This window comes from Staphylococcus epidermidis, assembly GCF_006742205.1.
Lineage (GTDB): Bacteria > Bacillota > Bacilli > Staphylococcales > Staphylococcaceae > Staphylococcus > Staphylococcus epidermidis.
In genome coordinates, this window is record NZ_AP019721.1 from 1788942 (window position 1) to 1807234 (window position 18293).

At 31.7% G+C, this 18293-nt stretch carries 13 protein-coding genes; 7 read left to right on the forward strand and 6 right to left on the reverse strand.

Translation table 11 applies throughout. From position 1 onward, the window contains the following. Nucleotides 1-9: 9 nt before the first annotated feature. Complete coding sequence (rihC, locus tag FNL83_RS08665; protein WP_001831704.1) at nt 10-918, forward strand: ribonucleoside hydrolase RihC; 909 nt, start codon at nt 10-12, stop codon at nt 916-918. 156 nt (nt 919-1074) lie between these two features. On the opposite strand, the gene FNL83_RS08670 is transcribed toward rihC, so the two are convergent. Next, nucleotides 1075-2277, reverse strand: a complete 1203-nt coding sequence (locus FNL83_RS08670; RefSeq protein ID WP_001833073.1) for a serine hydrolase domain-containing protein — start codon at nt 2275-2277, stop codon at nt 1075-1077. A gap of 806 nt (nt 2278-3083) precedes the next feature. Between FNL83_RS08670 and FNL83_RS08675 the strand changes: the two genes are divergently transcribed. The 4 genes from FNL83_RS08675 to FNL83_RS08690 all read left to right on the forward strand — a co-directional run bounded on the left by FNL83_RS08675 (nt 3084) and on the right by FNL83_RS08690 (nt 10084). Then, nucleotides 3084-4322 (forward strand): LCP family protein, encoded by a 1239-nt coding sequence (locus tag FNL83_RS08675; RefSeq protein WP_001833067.1) that lies wholly within the window; start codon nt 3084-3086, stop codon nt 4320-4322. A gap of 47 nt (nt 4323-4369) precedes the next feature. Next, complete coding sequence (locus tag FNL83_RS08680) at nt 4370-4840, forward strand: DUF2538 family protein (RefSeq protein ID WP_001831729.1); 471 nt, start codon at nt 4370-4372, stop codon at nt 4838-4840. Nucleotides 4841-5413: 573 nt separating this feature from the next. After that, nucleotides 5414-5836 (forward strand): GNAT family N-acetyltransferase, encoded by a 423-nt coding sequence (locus FNL83_RS08685; protein WP_001831666.1) that lies wholly within the window; start codon nt 5414-5416, stop codon nt 5834-5836. A 240-nt stretch (nt 5837-6076) separates the two neighbouring features. Then, entirely contained in the window at nt 6077-10084 is a 4008-nt protein-coding gene (locus tag FNL83_RS08690; RefSeq protein WP_001831665.1) for an N-acetylmuramoyl-L-alanine amidase, read from the forward strand. A 239-nt stretch (nt 10085-10323) separates the two neighbouring features. Here FNL83_RS08690 and FNL83_RS08695 read toward each other — a convergent pair whose 3' ends face one another. Further along, nucleotides 10324-10743, reverse strand: a complete 420-nt coding sequence (locus FNL83_RS08695; RefSeq protein ID WP_001831691.1) for a MarR family transcriptional regulator — start codon at nt 10741-10743, stop codon at nt 10324-10326. Between the two features lie 153 nt (nt 10744-10896). On the opposite strand from FNL83_RS08695, the gene FNL83_RS08700 reads away from it, so the two are divergent. Together FNL83_RS08700 and FNL83_RS08705 are read left to right on the forward strand one after the other, a co-directional pair. Further along, nucleotides 10897-11904, forward strand: coding sequence for an acyltransferase family protein (locus FNL83_RS08700; RefSeq protein ID WP_001833065.1), 1008 nt, complete (start codon nt 10897-10899; stop codon nt 11902-11904). A gap of 142 nt (nt 11905-12046) precedes the next feature. Next, nucleotides 12047-13231: an aminotransferase class I/II-fold pyridoxal phosphate-dependent enzyme gene (locus tag FNL83_RS08705; RefSeq protein ID WP_001831637.1), complete on the forward strand. Its 1185-nt coding sequence runs from the start codon at nt 12047-12049 to the stop codon at nt 13229-13231. A 344-nt stretch (nt 13232-13575) separates the two neighbouring features. Here the strand turns inward: FNL83_RS08705 and menB are convergent, their stop codons facing one another. Genes menB through FNL83_RS08725 form a run of 4 tightly spaced genes read right to left on the reverse strand, consistent with a single transcriptional unit; the run spans nt 13576 to nt 18198 of the window. Further along, on the reverse strand, nt 13576-14394 hold the full coding sequence (menB, locus tag FNL83_RS08710) for a 1,4-dihydroxy-2-naphthoyl-CoA synthase (RefSeq protein WP_001831706.1): 819 nt from the start codon (nt 14392-14394) through the stop codon (nt 13576-13578). Beyond that, nucleotides 14387-15190, reverse strand: coding sequence for a 2-succinyl-6-hydroxy-2,4-cyclohexadiene-1-carboxylate synthase (menH, locus tag FNL83_RS08715; RefSeq protein ID WP_001831647.1), 804 nt, complete (start codon nt 15188-15190; stop codon nt 14387-14389). The genes menB and menH overlap by 8 nt, the downstream gene beginning before the upstream one ends. Next, complete coding sequence (menD, locus tag FNL83_RS08720; RefSeq protein WP_001833068.1) at nt 15177-16850, reverse strand: 2-succinyl-5-enolpyruvyl-6-hydroxy-3-cyclohexene-1-carboxylic-acid synthase; 1674 nt, start codon at nt 16848-16850, stop codon at nt 15177-15179. The genes menH and menD overlap by 14 nt, the downstream gene beginning before the upstream one ends. After that, nucleotides 16837-18198: an isochorismate synthase gene (locus tag FNL83_RS08725; protein ID WP_002439285.1), complete on the reverse strand. Its 1362-nt coding sequence runs from the start codon at nt 18196-18198 to the stop codon at nt 16837-16839. The genes menD and FNL83_RS08725 overlap by 14 nt, the downstream gene beginning before the upstream one ends. Between the last annotated feature and the right edge of the window lie 95 nt (nt 18199-18293).

The window sequence follows — 18293 nt, forward strand, 5'->3', positions numbered from 1 at the left end:
GATGATGATATGTCTATTCCCATTATAATTGATACTGATCCTGGTATAGATGATGCTACAGCAATTAGTATCGCACTTTCACACCCTCAATTTGACGTTAAAATGATATCAACTGTGAATGGTAATGTAGGTATTGAGAAAACGACAGCAAATGCATTAAAGCTAAAAAGGTTTTTTAATAGTTCTGTTCCTGTACATAGAGGGGCATCCCAACCATTGATTAATGACATCTTTGAAGCTACATCAATTCATGGTGAGTCTGGTATGGATGGTTACGAGTTTCCACAAATAAATCAAGATGATTTAACATCAATTCATGCAGTTGAAGCAATGAGAAATCTATTAGTAAATACTCAAGAACCTTTAACCTTGATTGCCATAGGTCCACTAACAAATATCGCTATTCTTTTAACTAGTTATCCCGAAGTTCAACCATTTATTAAGGAAATTGTTTTAATGGGTGGTAGTACCGGTAGAGGTAATGTAACGCCTTTAGCTGAATTTAATATATATTGTGATCCAGAAGCTGCTCAAATTGTATTTAACTCTGGATTACCTTTGACTATGATTGGTCTTGATTTGGCTCGTGAAGCATTGTTTACTCACCATTTTGTAAAAGACTTCAAAGATACAAATGCAACTTCAAACATGTTATATAATTTATTTCAGCACTATAAGAGTGAAGATTTTGAAATAGGATTTAAATTATACGATGTATTCACTATATTATATTTGTTGGATCCAGAAGCCTTTAATGTCAAGGAGGCGTATACTCAAATAGAATTAAATGGCAACTTTACAAGGGGAGCCACAGTGGTAGACTTTAATATGGAGCATCCCAATTGTACAGTTGTTTTAAGTCCTGTTGAAAGACAGTATGAGGATTTATTCTTAAACGCCCTTTCTTATTGTAAATAATTAAATTGCAATTTGAATGTTATTTTATTAATCATATAACAAATGCCCGGTTACACTTCAGATTGAAGTTCCGGGCATTCGTTATATATAATTTATTGAAGACTAACCTTGTAAATATGGAATAACGAGTCTAATCCATTATTAACAAAATTACAATTACTCAACTTTAACACCTGCTGTATTATAAGGCTTTTTCTGGTCAAGAATATTATAGAAAATGTGTCTCATTTTGTCTTCATTACTCACTAATCCAGGTGTATTACTTACATTCGTCCCTAAAATGACAATATACCGATCATTAAAGTAAACAGTAAAAATTTGACCAAAGAATACCCCGTTGACTCTATTTAAATACGGAGTTATGTAAAAACCATATCTATATTCTTCTGGATATTCTTGAGTTCCAAATTCATGTAAAATAGGTCGAGTTTGACGTGCATTAAAGATTTTATTTTGTTGTAACGTATAAATTAATTTGCCCATATCATGTGGCGTCATATATAAATTACCAGCTCCATAATATTGATCTAATATATTAGGTTTAAGGAATGAAAAAGTATTATTTTTAAACTTATAGCCTTTTGCCATCTCACTTTGAAGAGGTTTCTCGTCATAAAAAGCAGTATGTTTGAGATTATATTTATTACCTAATCGTTCATAATAATTTTTAACATATGGTTTTCCAGTAACATTTTCAATAACTTTAGCTAAAACTAAATAATTAGCATCATTATATTGATGCTTATGATAAACTGTATCATCAATACCTCGAGCTTGAATTGCTCTAACAGCCTGTTCTAAATTTTTGATATTAGTTGAAGCTTCATATTTATATAGTCCACTTTTATGTAACATTAAATCTTTAATTGTAATTTCTTTATTTGTTTTAAACCAAGGAATATATTTAGTGACTGAATCTTGCAAATTCACTTTATTTTCGACTTCAAGTTGCTTCAGCATTAAACCTGTTGTAAATTTTTGCGCTGATCCTATTAAATACATTGTATTTGCAGTGTTCTTTTTGCCTTTCTCTATATCTTGATAACCATATCCTTTATTCATTTTAACTTTTCCATTATCAAATACAGCTACAGTTCCATTAAATTGAGTTTTTTCTAAATATTTGTTTATCGATTTGGAAGTAGGATCTTTTTTATCATATTTAGTCTTTATTTTTTTAGGTTTCTCAACAGTCTTATCTCTCTTTTCTATATAATTCGTATTTCCACTTTCTTGACTTAACGTTTGTTTTTTTAATTCTAGGTGTCTTGTCCATTCAACACCTAATATACCTATTGACACGACTAAAGTTAATAATACGATAATAAAAAATACGATTTTAAATTTATTTAATTTCATCTTTATTGTTTGCCTCACACTTTAATGTCTTAAAATTTTGTTGACTATTCACATCATATATCAATATATTATATTATTCGTTATCATTTTTAAGAATTAATACCCACAATACTTGAATAAATAATTATCTGATGAGATATCTGAAATAAATGCTTATATATTTTCCTAGCTAAAATGATAATGACTTTTTTATTTAATCACACGACTACACTTAAACGATTAAAAGATTTTAAATACTTTAACTGTAATTTAATAATACTTTGGTTATCTGTGACACATCCAGTTACTTTTAAGAATTACAATGCAACTAATATTATGATATTCATAATGTCAACGAATACAAATACTTGTTCAAGAACGTTATAATATATCTAACTACTAAATTAATTAGTAAATACTTTTTTGATTATCAAATTTAAGATTCTTAATCAGAAATATTACTTACAGATATTATTTTTGAACAACTAATCCGTCTGCACCTTGTTATAACAATATTTGTAGCTATTAAGCTAAAGTTTATTATAACTTAAAGCTATAAAGAAATCACTTTAATTAGATAATACACTTATTTAAAAATAAATCTATAGTACTTTGGTACTATATGAAAATTGAGTTAAACAATAAGTTGTTTAACTCAATTTTATAATCATTCGTCAATAATATTTTGTAACAATAAAATGTTGATGAGAGTTGTAATTTGATTAATAAAGTAATACAATTTAAGGCTATAGTGTACTTAATAAATCATAACTTTTTATGTATCAATCATTTGTGAAATATTTAAAATTTAACTAGGAGTACTAACAATGAACAAATTTATAAAATATTTTTTAATATTATTATCTTTTGGTCTCCTCGTTGTTCCAATTATTTTTGCTACTCAATTATATCAAAGTTCAGAATCGGCATTTGAGTCATCTCAAAACACTAAAGATTCTCAACGAAAGTCTACTTTAAGAGATTCAAAAGTTGATCCTGAAAAACAACCTATATCAATTTTATTCTTAGGTATAGACGATAATGAAGGTAGAGAAAAAAACGGGCAAAGTGTAGAACATTCTAGGTCAGATGCTATGATATTATCTACTTTTAATCAGAAAAAGCATCAAATAAGAATGCTTAGCATACCTAGAGATACTATCAGTTATATACCTAAAGTTGGCTATTACGATAAAATAACACATGCGCATGCATATGGTGGACCTCTTGCTGCTATGGACTCAGTTGAAGCAACAATGAATGTACCGGTAGATTATTATGTGCGTATTAATATGAAAGCCTTTGTTGAAGCAGTTGATGAATTAGGTGGTATATATTATGACGTACCATATAACTTAAATGAACCTAACAGTGATGATACTGGTAGAATTAAAATAAAAAAAGGATACCAAAAGCTAAACGGCGACCAAGCATTAGCTGTAGCTCGAACTAGACACCATGATTCAGACCTTAAACGTGGTCAAAGACAAATGGAACTTATTAAAATATTGTTCCAAAAAGCTCAAAATTTAAAATCTATAGATAAACTTGACAATGTTATTAGTATTGTAGGGAAAAATGCTAAACATAATTTAACTCAAAAAGAAATTAAGTCTCTAGCCAAAATGTATCTTGGTGGTAGTACTGAAATTAAAACATCACAACTTAAAGGTAAGGATGACTACTTAAATGATATATACTATTACCACCCAAGCGTAAAAAGTATTATGGAATATTCAAATCTTTTACGTAATGATTTAGATTTATCTAAAATAACAAACAAAAACGATTTCTTAGATCAAAGAGTCATTAAACGATATGGTTCACTCGTACCCTTAACAGAATTAGATGAAGACTTATTGCGTAAGAACCAAAAGGAATCGACTGATAGTCAGAAAGAGTCTGATTCTTCATCACAAAATAATGATGAAGAAGATCAAACTAACGAACAAACAGACCAAAATAGCTTAAACGGAAACGAACAGTACCCAAATCAACAAGACAACAATCAAACCAATGGTGAAAATGGTATGATAAATAATGACAATTATCCTTACGCACAATAAAAGCTATATAAACTTATGTAGTAAATATACTTAAAAGGAGCGCAAATATGAGTCGTAAAACATATGAAAAAATTGCTAATATTAATGGTATGTTCAACGTACTTGAACAACAAATCATTCATAGTAAAGATATGGCATTATTTAGGAATGAATTTTTCTATGTAAACCATGAACACAGAGAAAATTATGAAGCGCTTTTGATCTACTACAAGGATAGTTTAGATAATCCCGTTGTAGATGGCGCATGTTACATTCTTGCATTACCTGAAATATTTAATAAGGTTGATGTGTTTGAGTCTGATTTACCTTTTACCTGGGTTTATGATGAAAATGGACTTTCTGATACAATGAAAAGTATCAGTGTGCCCCTTCAATATCTTATTGCAGCCGCTTTGGAAGTGACTGATGTAAATATATTTAAGCCTTCAGGTTTTACTATGGGCATGAACAATTGGAATATTGCCCAATTACGTATTTTTTGGCAATACTGCGCTATCGTCAGAAAAGAGGCTTTATAATACTATCAATTAGTAATAAACGTATCGTTTCTTAATTCTTTGGTTTATAAATTATATATTTTTCTAATTATCAGAGTGAGGTTAGGATATAATTCCTAGCAAAATAGCCAGTAAATGAGTTTTTTATAAATTCATTTACTGGCTTCTTTATTTATAATACTTCGTATTGTTTTCTCGCTTTCTTAGGGGACAGCTTCAACCTGTAGTCTTCAGCTTGACCTGTTCCCTCAAGAGTCTCGCCAAAAACTTTATGTTTATATGTAATTTCACATTGAAATACTTTAAAAAAATAAGGCCCTTTCGTAAAATTTAATAAATATCACTAAAATAAATTAACGAAGTTCCTTATGTATAAAGATTATAATAAGACTCAACTTACTTTACCAATAGAAACTTCAGTTCTTATCCCCACAAATGATATTCACGACATGTACCTGACTCATTCTTTTTTTGGTGATGAACTAATTATGAATTTATAATGAACCTGCTTTATTCCATTTTTTATAAATTTTCATTTTCAATATGGTTAAAATAATTTTTTAAGGGAAAACCAGTGAAAATGGAGGTGATACTGTGTTTCAAATAGCAAAAAACCAAACGATGCTAGATGATTGCTTTGAAATAAGAAAGTGTGTTTTCGTCGAAGAACAAGGCGTACCACTCGAAAATGAATTTGATCAATATGAAGATTACTCATTCCATATAGTGGGATATATAAATGGTGTTCCTATGGCAACTGCTAGAATTAGACCTTTAAATACTCATATTTGTAAAATTGAACGTGTAGCAATCATCAAGTGGTATCGTGGTCTTGGGTACGGTAAAAATTTAATACATGCTATTGAAACAATTGCAAAAAAACACCAATACAATGAACTCACTATGAATGCTCAATTACAAGCTCGAGACTTTTACTTAAAACTAGGTTACTCACCTTTTGGTAAAGTATTCTTAGAAGAAAATATAAATCATATTAGTATGAATAAGTTTTTATAAATTGATTTACATTCTATATACAAACTTAGCAATTTTAAAAATTGTAATAATCTTTATGTAGCTTACAAGCTTATAATAAACGTAAATAGTGATTTGACAATGTTCCCAGCATAAAAAAACAATATTTCTATTTGAGGCACAGGTTAAAATTACATTACAAATATGTTAAAAGCCATACAGTGTTAAGCCTTAAAGATTATAATTGAAACAAATCATATTAATGCGAGGAGTAAGAAATAAATGGCGAAAAAATTCAATTACAAATTACCGTCTATGGTTGCTTTAACGTTATTTGGCACAGCTTTTACTGCACATCAAGCAAATGCTGCTGAACAACCACAGAATCAGTCTAATCATAAAAATGTATTAGATGATCAAACTGCCCTCAAACAAGCAGAAAAAGCTAAAAGCGAAGTTACACAATCAACTACAAATGTATCTGGTACACAAACATATCAAGACCCTACCCAAGTTCAACCTAAACAAGACACACAAAGTACTACATATGATGCATCATTAGATGAAATGAGTACTTATAATGAAATTTCATCAAATCAAAAGCAACAATCTTTATCAACAGATGATGCGAATCAAAATCAAACGAATTCTGTTACAAAAAATCAACAAGAAGAAACAAATGATTTGACACAAGAAGATAAAACATCCACTGATACAAATCAATTACAGGAGACACAATCTGTAGCAAAAGAAAATGAGAAAGATTTAGGAGCTAACGCAAATAATGAACAACAAGACAAGAAGATGACTGCAAGTCAACCTTCCGAAAATCAAGCAATTGAAACTCAAACTGCTTCTAATGATAATGAAAGCCAACAAAAAAGTCAGCAAGTAACTTCTGAACAAAATGAAACTGCTACACCTAAAGTATCAAATACAAACGCATCTGGTTATAATTTTGATTACGATGATGAAGACGATGATAGCTCAACAGACCATTTAGAGCCTATCTCATTAAACAATGTGAATGCTACATCTAAACAAACTACTTCATATAAATATAAAGAACCAGCTCAACGTGTAACAACTAATACTGTAAAAAAAGAAACGGCATCTAATCAAGCGACTATAGATACAAAGCAATTCACCCCATTTAGTGCAACTGCTCAACCGAGAACAGTTTATTCTGTATCTAGTCAAAAAACATCATCATTACCGAAATATACACCAAAGGTTAATTCTTCAATAAATAACTATATTCGTAAAAAGAATATGAAAGCACCAAGAATTGAAGAAGATTATACGTCATATTTCCCTAAATATGGCTATAGAAACGGTGTGGGACGTCCTGAAGGTATCGTTGTTCATGATACTGCAAATGATAACTCAACAATCGATGGCGAGATTGCTTTCATGAAACGTAATTACACAAATGCATTCGTACACGCATTTGTTGATGGCAATAGAATTATAGAAACAGCTCCGACAGATTACTTATCTTGGGGTGCAGGTCCATATGGAAATCAACGTTTTATCAATGTTGAAATCGTCCATACACATGATTATGATTCATTTGCACGTTCAATGAACAACTACGCTGATTATGCTGCAACGCAATTGCAATATTATAATTTAAAACCTGATAGCGCTGAAAACGATGGAAGAGGAACAGTTTGGACACATGCTGCTATCTCTAACTTCTTAGGAGGTACTGATCACGCTGACCCTCACCAATATTTAAGAAGTCACAATTATAGCTATGCAGAATTATATGACTTAATTTATGAAAAATATTTAATTAAAACGAAGCAAGTAGCACCTTGGGGCACAACATCTACAAAACCGTCACAACCTTCTAAACCATCAGGAGGAACTAATAATAAGTTAACTGTGTCTGCTAATCGTGGTGTTGCTCAAATTAAACCAACAAATAATGGCTTATATACAACTGTTTATGACAGTAAAGGTCATAAGACTGATCAAGTACAAAAAACTCTATCCGTTACTAAAACTGCAACATTAGGAAATAACAAATTCTATTTAGTTGAAGACTACAATAGCGGTAAAAAATACGGTTGGGTTAAACAAGGTGATGTTGTTTATAACACTGCTAAGGCACCAGTAAAAGTGAATCAAACATATAATGTTAAAGCAGGGTCAACACTTTACACAGTTCCTTGGGGTACACCAAAACAAGTTGCTAGCAAAGTATCTGGTACTGGAAATCAAACATTTAAAGCAACTAAACAGCAACAAATTGATAAAGCAACGTATCTTTATGGTACAGTGAATGGTAAATCTGGTTGGATTAGTAAATATTACTTAACTACAGCATCTAAACCTAGCAATCCAACTAAACCTTCAACAAACAACCAATTAACAGTGACTAACAATAGTGGTGTTGCTCAAATCAATGCAAAAAATAGTGGCTTATATACTACAGTTTATGACACTAAAGGAAAGACAACAAATCAAATCCAACGTACATTGTCAGTGACGAAAGCTGCCACACTTGGTGATAAAAAATTCTATCTTGTTGGTGATTATAATACTGGTACAAATTATGGTTGGGTAAAACAAGATGAGGTCATTTACAACACAGCTAAATCACCTGTAAAAATCAATCAAACATACAACGTCAAACCTGGTGTTAAATTACACACAGTACCTTGGGGCACATATAATCAAGTGGCTGGAACAGTTTCAGGTAAAGGCGATCAAACTTTTAAAGCAACTAAACAACAACAAATTGATAAAGCAACATATCTTTATGGTACAGTGAACGGTAAATCTGGTTGGATTAGTAAATACTATTTAACTGCACCATCAAAAGTTCAAGCTTTGTCTACTCAATCAACACCAGCACCTAAACAAGTAAAACCATCTACACAAACTGTAAATCAAATTGCTCAAGTGAAAGCTAATAATTCTGGAATAAGAGCATCTGTATATGATAAAACAGCCAAAAGTGGTACGAAATACGCTAACCGTACATTCCTTATCAATAAACAACGTACTCAAGGTAATAACACGTATGTACTACTTCAAGATGGAACAAGTAATACTCCATTAGGATGGGTAAACATTAATGATGTGACAACTCAAAATATCGGAAAACAAACTCAGTCTATAGGTAAATATTCAGTAAAACCTACAAATAATGGTCTATATTCTATTGCTTGGGGTACTAAAAACCAACAATTACTAGCACCTAATACGCTAGCTAATCAAGCATTTAATGCTTCCAAAGCTGTTTACGTTGGTAAAGATTTATATCTATACGGTACAGTCAATAACAGAACAGGATGGATTGCTGCTAAGGATTTAATCCAAAACAGTACTGACGCTCAATCAACACCATATAACTATACTTTTGTTATCAATAATAGTAAAAGTTATTTCTATATGGATCCAACAAAAGCAAACCGATATTCTTTAAAACCATATTATGAACAAACTTTCACAGTCATTAAGCAAAAAAATATTAATGGCGTTAAATGGTACTATGGTCAACTTTTAGACGGTAAATATGTTTGGATAAAATCAACTGACTTAGTTAAGGAAAAAATTAAATATGCATATACTGGAATGACTTTAAATAACGCGATAAATATCCAATCTCGTCTTAAATATAAACCACAAGTACAAAATGAGCCTTTGAAATGGTCAAATGCTAATTATAGTCAAATTAAAAATGCTATGGATACAAAGCGTTTAGCTAATGATTCATCCTTAAAATATCAATTCTTACGTTTAGATCAACCACAATACTTGTCAGCACAAGCTCTCAATAAATTATTAAAAGGCAAAGGTGTACTTGAAAACCAAGGCGCTGCATTTAGCCAAGCTGCACGTAAGTATGGTCTAAATGAAATTTATCTTATCTCACATGCTTTAGTAGAAACAGGTAATGGAACTTCACAACTTGCTAAAGGTGGAGATGTTTCAAAAGGTAAATTCACAACTAAAACAGGTCACAAATACCATAATGTCTTTGGAATTGGTGCATTTGACAATAATGCACTTGTAGATGGTATCAAATACGCTAAAAATGCTGGATGGACTTCTGTCTCTAAAGCAATTATTGGTGGCGCTAAATTCATTGGAAATTCATACGTGAAAGCAGGACAAAATACGCTATATAAAATGCGTTGGAATCCTGCAAACCCTGGTACGCATCAATATGCAACTGATATTAATTGGGCAAATGTCAACGCACAAGTATTAAAACAATTTTATGATAAAATTGGTGAAGTCGGTAAGTACTTCGAAATTCCAACATACAAATAAATATGAAGTAAGGCAGCTCTCATAGTTCATGAAAGTAGAGCTGCCTACTTTTTTGATGATTATTTATCCTGTCACTGCTTCGAATATGACATATGCTAAATATTAAACTTTTTCAAATATAAAAAAGCTAAGCACACTTATATGTAATTTAATATTACAATTCAGTTGCTTAGCTTTATATGTTTATATATAATTGAATGTATTTTACACTTAACATCATAATTAAAAACCGATATATATCAGATGAAAATGTGTCTACTATTAAGTTTGTTTAATAATTGATTTAAACTTGCAATTTCGTCTGAAGATAGACATTGACATCTCGCTTCAATTAACTCGCATCTCGCCGTGTTGATTTGCTGAATTAAAGCCCTTGCTTCTTCAGTTAATATCAGTTCTTTACATCGTAAATCTTCATGAGATTGTTGACTCATGATATAACCTTTTTGGACTAACTTTTTAATCCATCTTGATACAATTGATTGTTCCCTACTAATCTTCATAGTTAAATCGTATTGAGATAAACGATCATAATTATATAAAATACGTAGTAACTCTAATTGTTCAGAAGTAATGTCAGTTCGTTGACCAAAGCGTCTATTAACTAAATTCAAATCATTATTTGTCAGTGTGATAAGTTTTTCAAGTTGTTTATACATGTTGTTCTACTCCACTATATTAAGTTAATAATATTATATGCCTTATTTATAAATTATACAATACAAATATACACATTGCACAAATTCGTTGCATCATTACCTATTTTTATACTACATTAGAGTATGTCTAAATTGTAAAAAAGGAGAGCGTTTATGACAGCCATCAAAGATAGGGATTATTTTTTCGATAATGCTCGAGCAATATTGATATTTCTAGTCGTATTAGGACATTTATTACAGCCTTATACATCTGAAGATAAATTTTTACAAGCTTTATATTTATTAATATATAGCTTTCATATGCCTACCTTTCTGTTTATCTCAGGCTATTTTGCTAAGAATTTAGATAAACCTAACTATTTAGAAAAAATTGCAAAAAAATTACTTCTTCCTTATGTAATATTTTTTGCGTTTTTCTCACTTTATTACTATTTCACTGGTAAAGAAGATGCAATTCAATTAGACCCATTTAATCCGGTTTTTGCATTGTGGTTTTTACTCACCCTTTTTTTCTTTCACGTTGTTTTAGTTATAGTGAGAAGGTATAATCCGTATATTGTATTATTCATATCCATACTTGTTTCTGTATTAGCTGGTTTCTCTGGCAATATCGATAGTTATATGAGTATATCAAGAACCATTGTGTTCTTCCCTATCTTCTTTATAGGACATTTGGTTACACAATCACATACGGAAAAACTTAGAAATAAAAAATGGATCCCCATTTCAATAATCATTCTGATTACCTTCTTTATAGGATACACAATCCATCCTATTAATGGAGATTGGTTATTAGGAAGTACACCTTATACTTCTTTAGAAAGTAACGGGGAGGATGTTTATAGTCCTCTAAAACGCTTATTACTCTATATCATTATACTTTTAACTATGTGTGCATTTCTAAATCTAATGCCACAAACTAAGCGTATTTATACATATATAGGACAGCGCACAATGTTTGTTTATTTATTACACGGTATCGTTATAGGAGTCATTCGCGGGTTTGATTTATATCCATTTAAGGATCAGATTTCTATCTTTACCTATCTTTATTTATTTATCAGTGCGAGTGTGATTGTATTAATATTATCTTCAAAATGGGTTTGCAAATGGACGAATCCGTTCATTAATTTAAAAAGGCCCTCTCAATTTAAAAATTAAAATTTCATAAAACAATTCAGTAAATCACCAAAATGTAGAGATTAAAATATGTTATGATAGTAATAATTTGAAAGAATTATGAGACTATTTAAACAATTTAAATACTACATTTTGGTATTTTTATATAGAGAGGTTTTAGCAAATGAAATTATCATTAAATTCAAGTTCAAAATTTTTAAGAGCCCCTAGTATTCGTCAATTTTCTAATAGAATTAAAGCGATTGACGATTGTGTTAATTTAACAATTGGACAACCCGATTTTCCTATGCCAGATGTGGTCAAAAATGCTTATATCAAAGCAATCAAAAACGATAAAACAAGTTATTCTCATAACAAAGGTTTATTTGAAACACGCGAAGCTATTAGCCAATATTTTAAACGAAAATATAATTTCCTTTATAGTGAGGAAGAAATCATCGTTACTAATGGTGCGAGTGAAGCATTAGATACATCGTTAAGAAGCATTATTGAGCCTGGCGATGATATACTTATTCCAGGACCGATATACGCTGGTTATATCCCATTAGTTGAAACTCTAGGTGGAAATCCAGTATATATAGATACCACACAATCAGATTTTAAAGTAACACCTGAACTGATTGAGTCGCATCTAACGCATAAAACTAAAGCTATACTTCTAAATTACCCTACCAACCCAACAGGTGTAATACTCGAACGCTCTGAAGTCAAAAATATAGTAGACACACTTGTAAACAAACACATTTTTATAATCAGTGATGAGATTTATGCTGAAAATACGTTTAAAGGACAACATACATCTTTTGCTGAATTTCCAGAAATTCGAGATCAATTATTACTTATAGGTGGTTTGAGTAAGTCCCATTCTGCAACAGGTATTCGAATCGGCTTTTTACTTGGTCCTGAATATTTAATTGAAAAATTAACCTTTATGCACGCTTACAATTGTATTTGTGCAAATGTACCAGCTCAAATTGCTTGTACTACCGCTTTAAATGAAGGGATAAATGCCCCTCTATACATGAATCGTGATTATATCGAACGTCGTAATTACCTGAAAGAAAAATTAGAATCATTAGGCTTCGAATTAACTGCTCAACCTGAAGGCGCATTTTACATCTTCCCTAGTATTAAAAGATTTACGGAAAACGATTTTGAATTTTGTGTTGATGTGTTGGAGAAAGCACACTTAGCTATGGTTCCTGGTTCTTCCTTCACCGATATTGGCAAAGGGTATATTCGAATTTCATATGCTTATGATATGGAAACATTAAAAAAAGGAATGCATCGATTAGAAAATTATTTACAGCAACATTATCCAGAGCAAATGACCACTCCAACTAAATAAATCGTCTGGCAAACGTTTATTCCTGAATTGAAATTTATGAGTGTACCAAGCCCACACAACAATAGGTTTAAATGTATCAAGTGTGTGTGCTTATCTGAGATTTACACTCGCAAATCGTGAGCATCCACTTTAAATAGTACATTTTCATTTTTTACATTGGTGATTACTTATATCTCCCAATTTTGCTAATAGTTACTGATACTTATTAATTCCAATGAAATAATAAAATCGCCTAAGACATAATTCGTGTCTTAGGCGATTTTAAATAATTGCTATTCAGTAACTAGATTGGAATTGTAATTATAATATGCATTTCAAAACCAGTCTATTATTCAACATATTGCTTATGGGAATTTAGGGAATTGGTCAAAATCAGGATTACGTTTTTCTTTAAACGCGTCACGTCCTTCTTTCGCTTCATCAGTAGTATAGTAAAGTAAAGTCGCATCTCCAGCCATTTGTTGTAAACCAGCTAAACCATCAGTATCAGCATTCATTGCTGCTTTTAAGAAACGTAAAGCAGTTGGTGAGTGTTGCATGATGTCTTTACACCATTTAACTGTTTCGTCTTCAACTTGTTCTAATGGAACTACAGTATTCACTAAGCCCATATCCAAAGCTTCCTGTGCATTATATTGACGGCATAAGTACCAGATTTCTCTTGCTTTTTTATGGCCAACTATACGAGCTAGGTAGCCAGAACCGTACCCAGCATCAAATGAGCCTACTTTTGGTCCAGTTTGTCCAAAAATAGCATTGTCTGCAGCGATAGTTAAATCACAAACAACATTAAGTACATTTCCTCCACCAATTGCATAGCCTCTAACCATTGCTATTACTGGTTTAGGAATCACACGAATTAAACGTTGTAAATCTAATACATTTAAACGAGGAATATCATCTTCACCTACATAACCACCGTGTCCACGTTTTTTTTGATCTCCACCTGAACAAAACGCTTTGTCCCCTTCACCAGTTAATACAATTACTGATACATTTTGATCATCACGCGCACGTGAAAATGCATCAATCATTTCAGCAACTGTTTTAGGAGTAAATGCATTTCTTACTTCTGGACGATTAATCGTTACTTTGGCAATCCCTTCGAAAAATTCATATTTAATTTCATCATATTCTCTAAGTGTTTCCCACTGTCTAGTCATTTTGCTCCTCCTTTAAAAAACCTAATATTATTGTATCAAATTCCGTACTATCTTCCACATGAATTGTATGTCCGACATTAGAAATTTGAACTTTATGACTATCTTGTAAGTGATTCTCTAATTGTTGTCCTATCTGAACAAACTTTTTATCTTTTTCCCCTACTAAAATTAAAGTAGGAATGCGTATCAATGATAGATGTGGCCATAAATTAGGCATATGACCAGTACCATAATCACGAAGTGCTTTGGCCAATTTATTAGCATCTTGATTCAAGCGATTATTGCGAATACTTTGGCGTATCTCAGGTGCTAGATTATACTGCGAACGAAAAAGTGGTAACTTTTCCCAATCATTCACAAAAATATCTAAACCAGCAATTTCAAGTACTTTTGCACGTGCAGCATCCACTTGGGCACGTTCTACTTTATCCGTCTCATTTTGAATACCTGCTGAAGTACTCACTAAGAGCAACCCTGATAGCGTTTCATTACCATGTATAGCATAATAAAGTGCTACCCGGCCACCCATAGAGTAACCTAGAAGAAACACATCATATGTTTGATATTGTATTAAAACTTCATCAAGTTGACGTGTAATAAACGGGAAATCCCACACTTCGTCCATAGATGAAGTATCTAAGCCATGGCCAGGCAAGTCAATTGTGAGCACGTTTGTATGTTCTACGAGGCGTTCTATATGTGAATGATAAGTAGTAGCATCACTTATAAAACCATGCAACATCACCAATAATTGCTTACTTTGGTTCTTAGATTCATAAAAATTATAATGTAACATTAACAATCTCACTCAATTTCTGATATAAATTTTGGTGTTGATGCAAATTTTCGTCTCTATTGGTTATAACTTCATACATGTGAGAACCCATTTTAGATAATTCAGCATATTTAAAGTCAGTCAAATTATCAAAGCGCTTAAATGTAAAATCATATAACAGTGCAGTATATTCAAAGTTTAAGCCTGTTGGTGTTCCAAATAATCGCTCAAAATATTTTGTAGCCGATCGTTTTTGAGGTAAATATGAAAAGATACCTCCTCCGTTGTTATTAACTAATACAATGTTAATATGAAGTTCATTTAATTTGGCCATTAATAAACCGTTCATGTCATGATAAAAAGATAAATCACCAATAAGCAATGTCACATTCTTATGTGCCGCCATACCTAGCGCAGTTGAAACTACTCCGTCTATTCCATTGGCACCCCGATTAGCGTATACAGATGCCTCACTATCAAACAGTAAATTATCGACATCTCTAATTGGCATACTATTTCCAACAAATAATGTATCTTCTTTTGTAAGTTTTTGAATTAAACTCCCTACATATGCCGCTTCATCTGTCGCATGCTTTAAGTAATCACTTATTTCAATGCGTGCTTGTTGTTCAAGTGATTGCCATTGCTGTAACCATTTTTTTCGTTCAACAAGTGGTTCTTCCATTAATGAACGGAAAAAATCATTTGCTGAAATCTCATAAGATATATGAGGTGGTGTCGGAAATACATCAATTTGATCATTATTCTGCACAATAATTTGATACGCATCGGTTTTCTTCAACCATTGATTTAATTTTTTAGAAATAACTGGCTTACCTACACGTATGACATAGTCTACTTCTAAATTTAATCCTGCTCGATACAATAAATCATAAGTGGTTATAACATTAGGATGTTTCTCTTTACGAAGCTGACTAAGGGGATCTGCTAAGATTGGCAGATCATATATAGTTGAATACGTTAATATTTGATCAACAGCTTGGTGTTGCATATCTCCGACAATGATGAGACCATTTTTTTCTTGTAATATGTCTTTTATATCATCTACCGAAATCGATTTCTGATAATGAGGTAACGTTTTAGTTACAGATGTTAATAAATCGACACGATCTAAATCTGGTGTTAGTGGTTCTCTAAATGGTAAATTAAAATGAATCGGTCCTCGGTGTGGTCCATATAAATATTGACTTGCAATTTGCATTTGATAATTAATTGTATCAATTGTATGTTCACTTCCATCAGCAATCGGCAAATCAAATTGAAAGTTCACATAATTACTAAACATATTTACCTGATTGATTGCTTGAGGTGCACCCACACTGCGCAGTTCATGCGGTCTGTCGCTCGTTAAAACAACGAGAGGCAAACGACTAATTTGACTTTCAGCTATAGCGGGTGTGTAGTTCGCAGCGGCTGTTCCAGATGTACAAAGAATTGCTACAGGTTTTTCGCTACCTTTAATAAGACCTAAAGCAAAAAATGCAGCACTTCGCTCATCAGGGTGAATCCATGTTTTAATATTTGGATGTGCTTCGAAAACAAGTGCTAATGGTGTTGAACGTGAACCTGGACTAATTACTACTTCTCTTACACCATAAGCATAAAGCTCTGAAGCAAATGAAAATACTTGTTCAGTTAAAGCTTCACTATGATTCATCATTATTATCTACTCCTAAGGCGTTCATCATTGGTGAGAATTTAACTGCAGTTTCAGCAACTTCACTATCAGGATCCGAATTTTTAACAATGCCGCATCCAGCGTATAAAGTCGCTTGTTGCTCTTTAATTAGCATAGAACGTATAGCAACAATGAATTCACAATCATCATAAACATCAATATAGCCTACCGGCGCGCCATATAAACCTCGAGTACCAAACTCTTTATTCTCAATAAAATCAAGCGCTTCTTCTTTAGGGTAGCCACCTAACGCAGGTGTAGGATGTAAACGATCGATTAAACCAATGTATGATTTGTCATTTAAATTAGCTTTGATTTCCGTATATAAATGATACATATGATCATTTTTTAAAATATTAGGCGTTTCATTGTACTCTACATCCTGTACAAAAGGCTCAATATCATTTAAGATGCTCTCAACAACAAAACGATGTTCTCCTAAATTTTTCTTATCTTTAAGAAATGCCTCTATATTCTTATTATCTATTTGCTCATTATGTGTACGTTTAATGGTACCTGCTACAGCTTTTGTAGATAAAACACCATCTTCAACTTTGATTAATTGCTCAGGCGTTTGAGAAAAGAATATTGACTGATTAGCTTCTAATAAAAATATATAACTATTTTTTTCATTTTCAAGAGCCCGGTTTAAAACATATGGAATATTGATTTTTTTATCAAATTTGACTAAACGACGACGTGCGAGAACGATTTTTTTATTGTCGTCAATCGTATCAATCGCTTCTTTTACGAGATCACGCCAATCATCCTTATAAATATCTTCCATACGCGTCACATCTCCAAGTGCTTCCTCAGGGTTATCCATGGTTGTTTGTTCAAAATGTGCCACTAAAGTTTTAAATGCTTGTAAATCAAAATCTTGTCGCTTTGTTGTATAAGTTAGATAAGTACGCGTACCTTCATTAGAAATTAATACTTTAGGTAAAACAAAATGGTTTAAACCATATTCTCTCCATTCATCATCTGATTTGTGACTCGAAAATTGAAAACCGCCACACAATCTAAGATGATGATATTTATTATGTGGATGAATAAGTTCAATATTATTTTTTAATTTTTCCCAGTCCTTAAAAATGGATTGCTTATTCTCAAAGTCGTTTTTAAACCTATGAATAGCATGATATCCAAAATACGAAGAATAATTATCATTTAAGCGCATGTAAAAACGGTCCCCAGCATCTTTTTCAGTTAAATGAAACAACACACTAGGTTTCATAGTTTTATTTAATTCAACTTCAACTGAAACCCAATCTTTTGTACTTTCATATAACTTATCGACGATTGCCTGTTCGTCTACATTCACATCCATTTTTTTCACTTCTTTCTCCTCCGAATTTTACTCATTATTATATTGTATCATTTTTAATCTTTTATGTAGTTATTAATGCTTAAACTAAACATGCA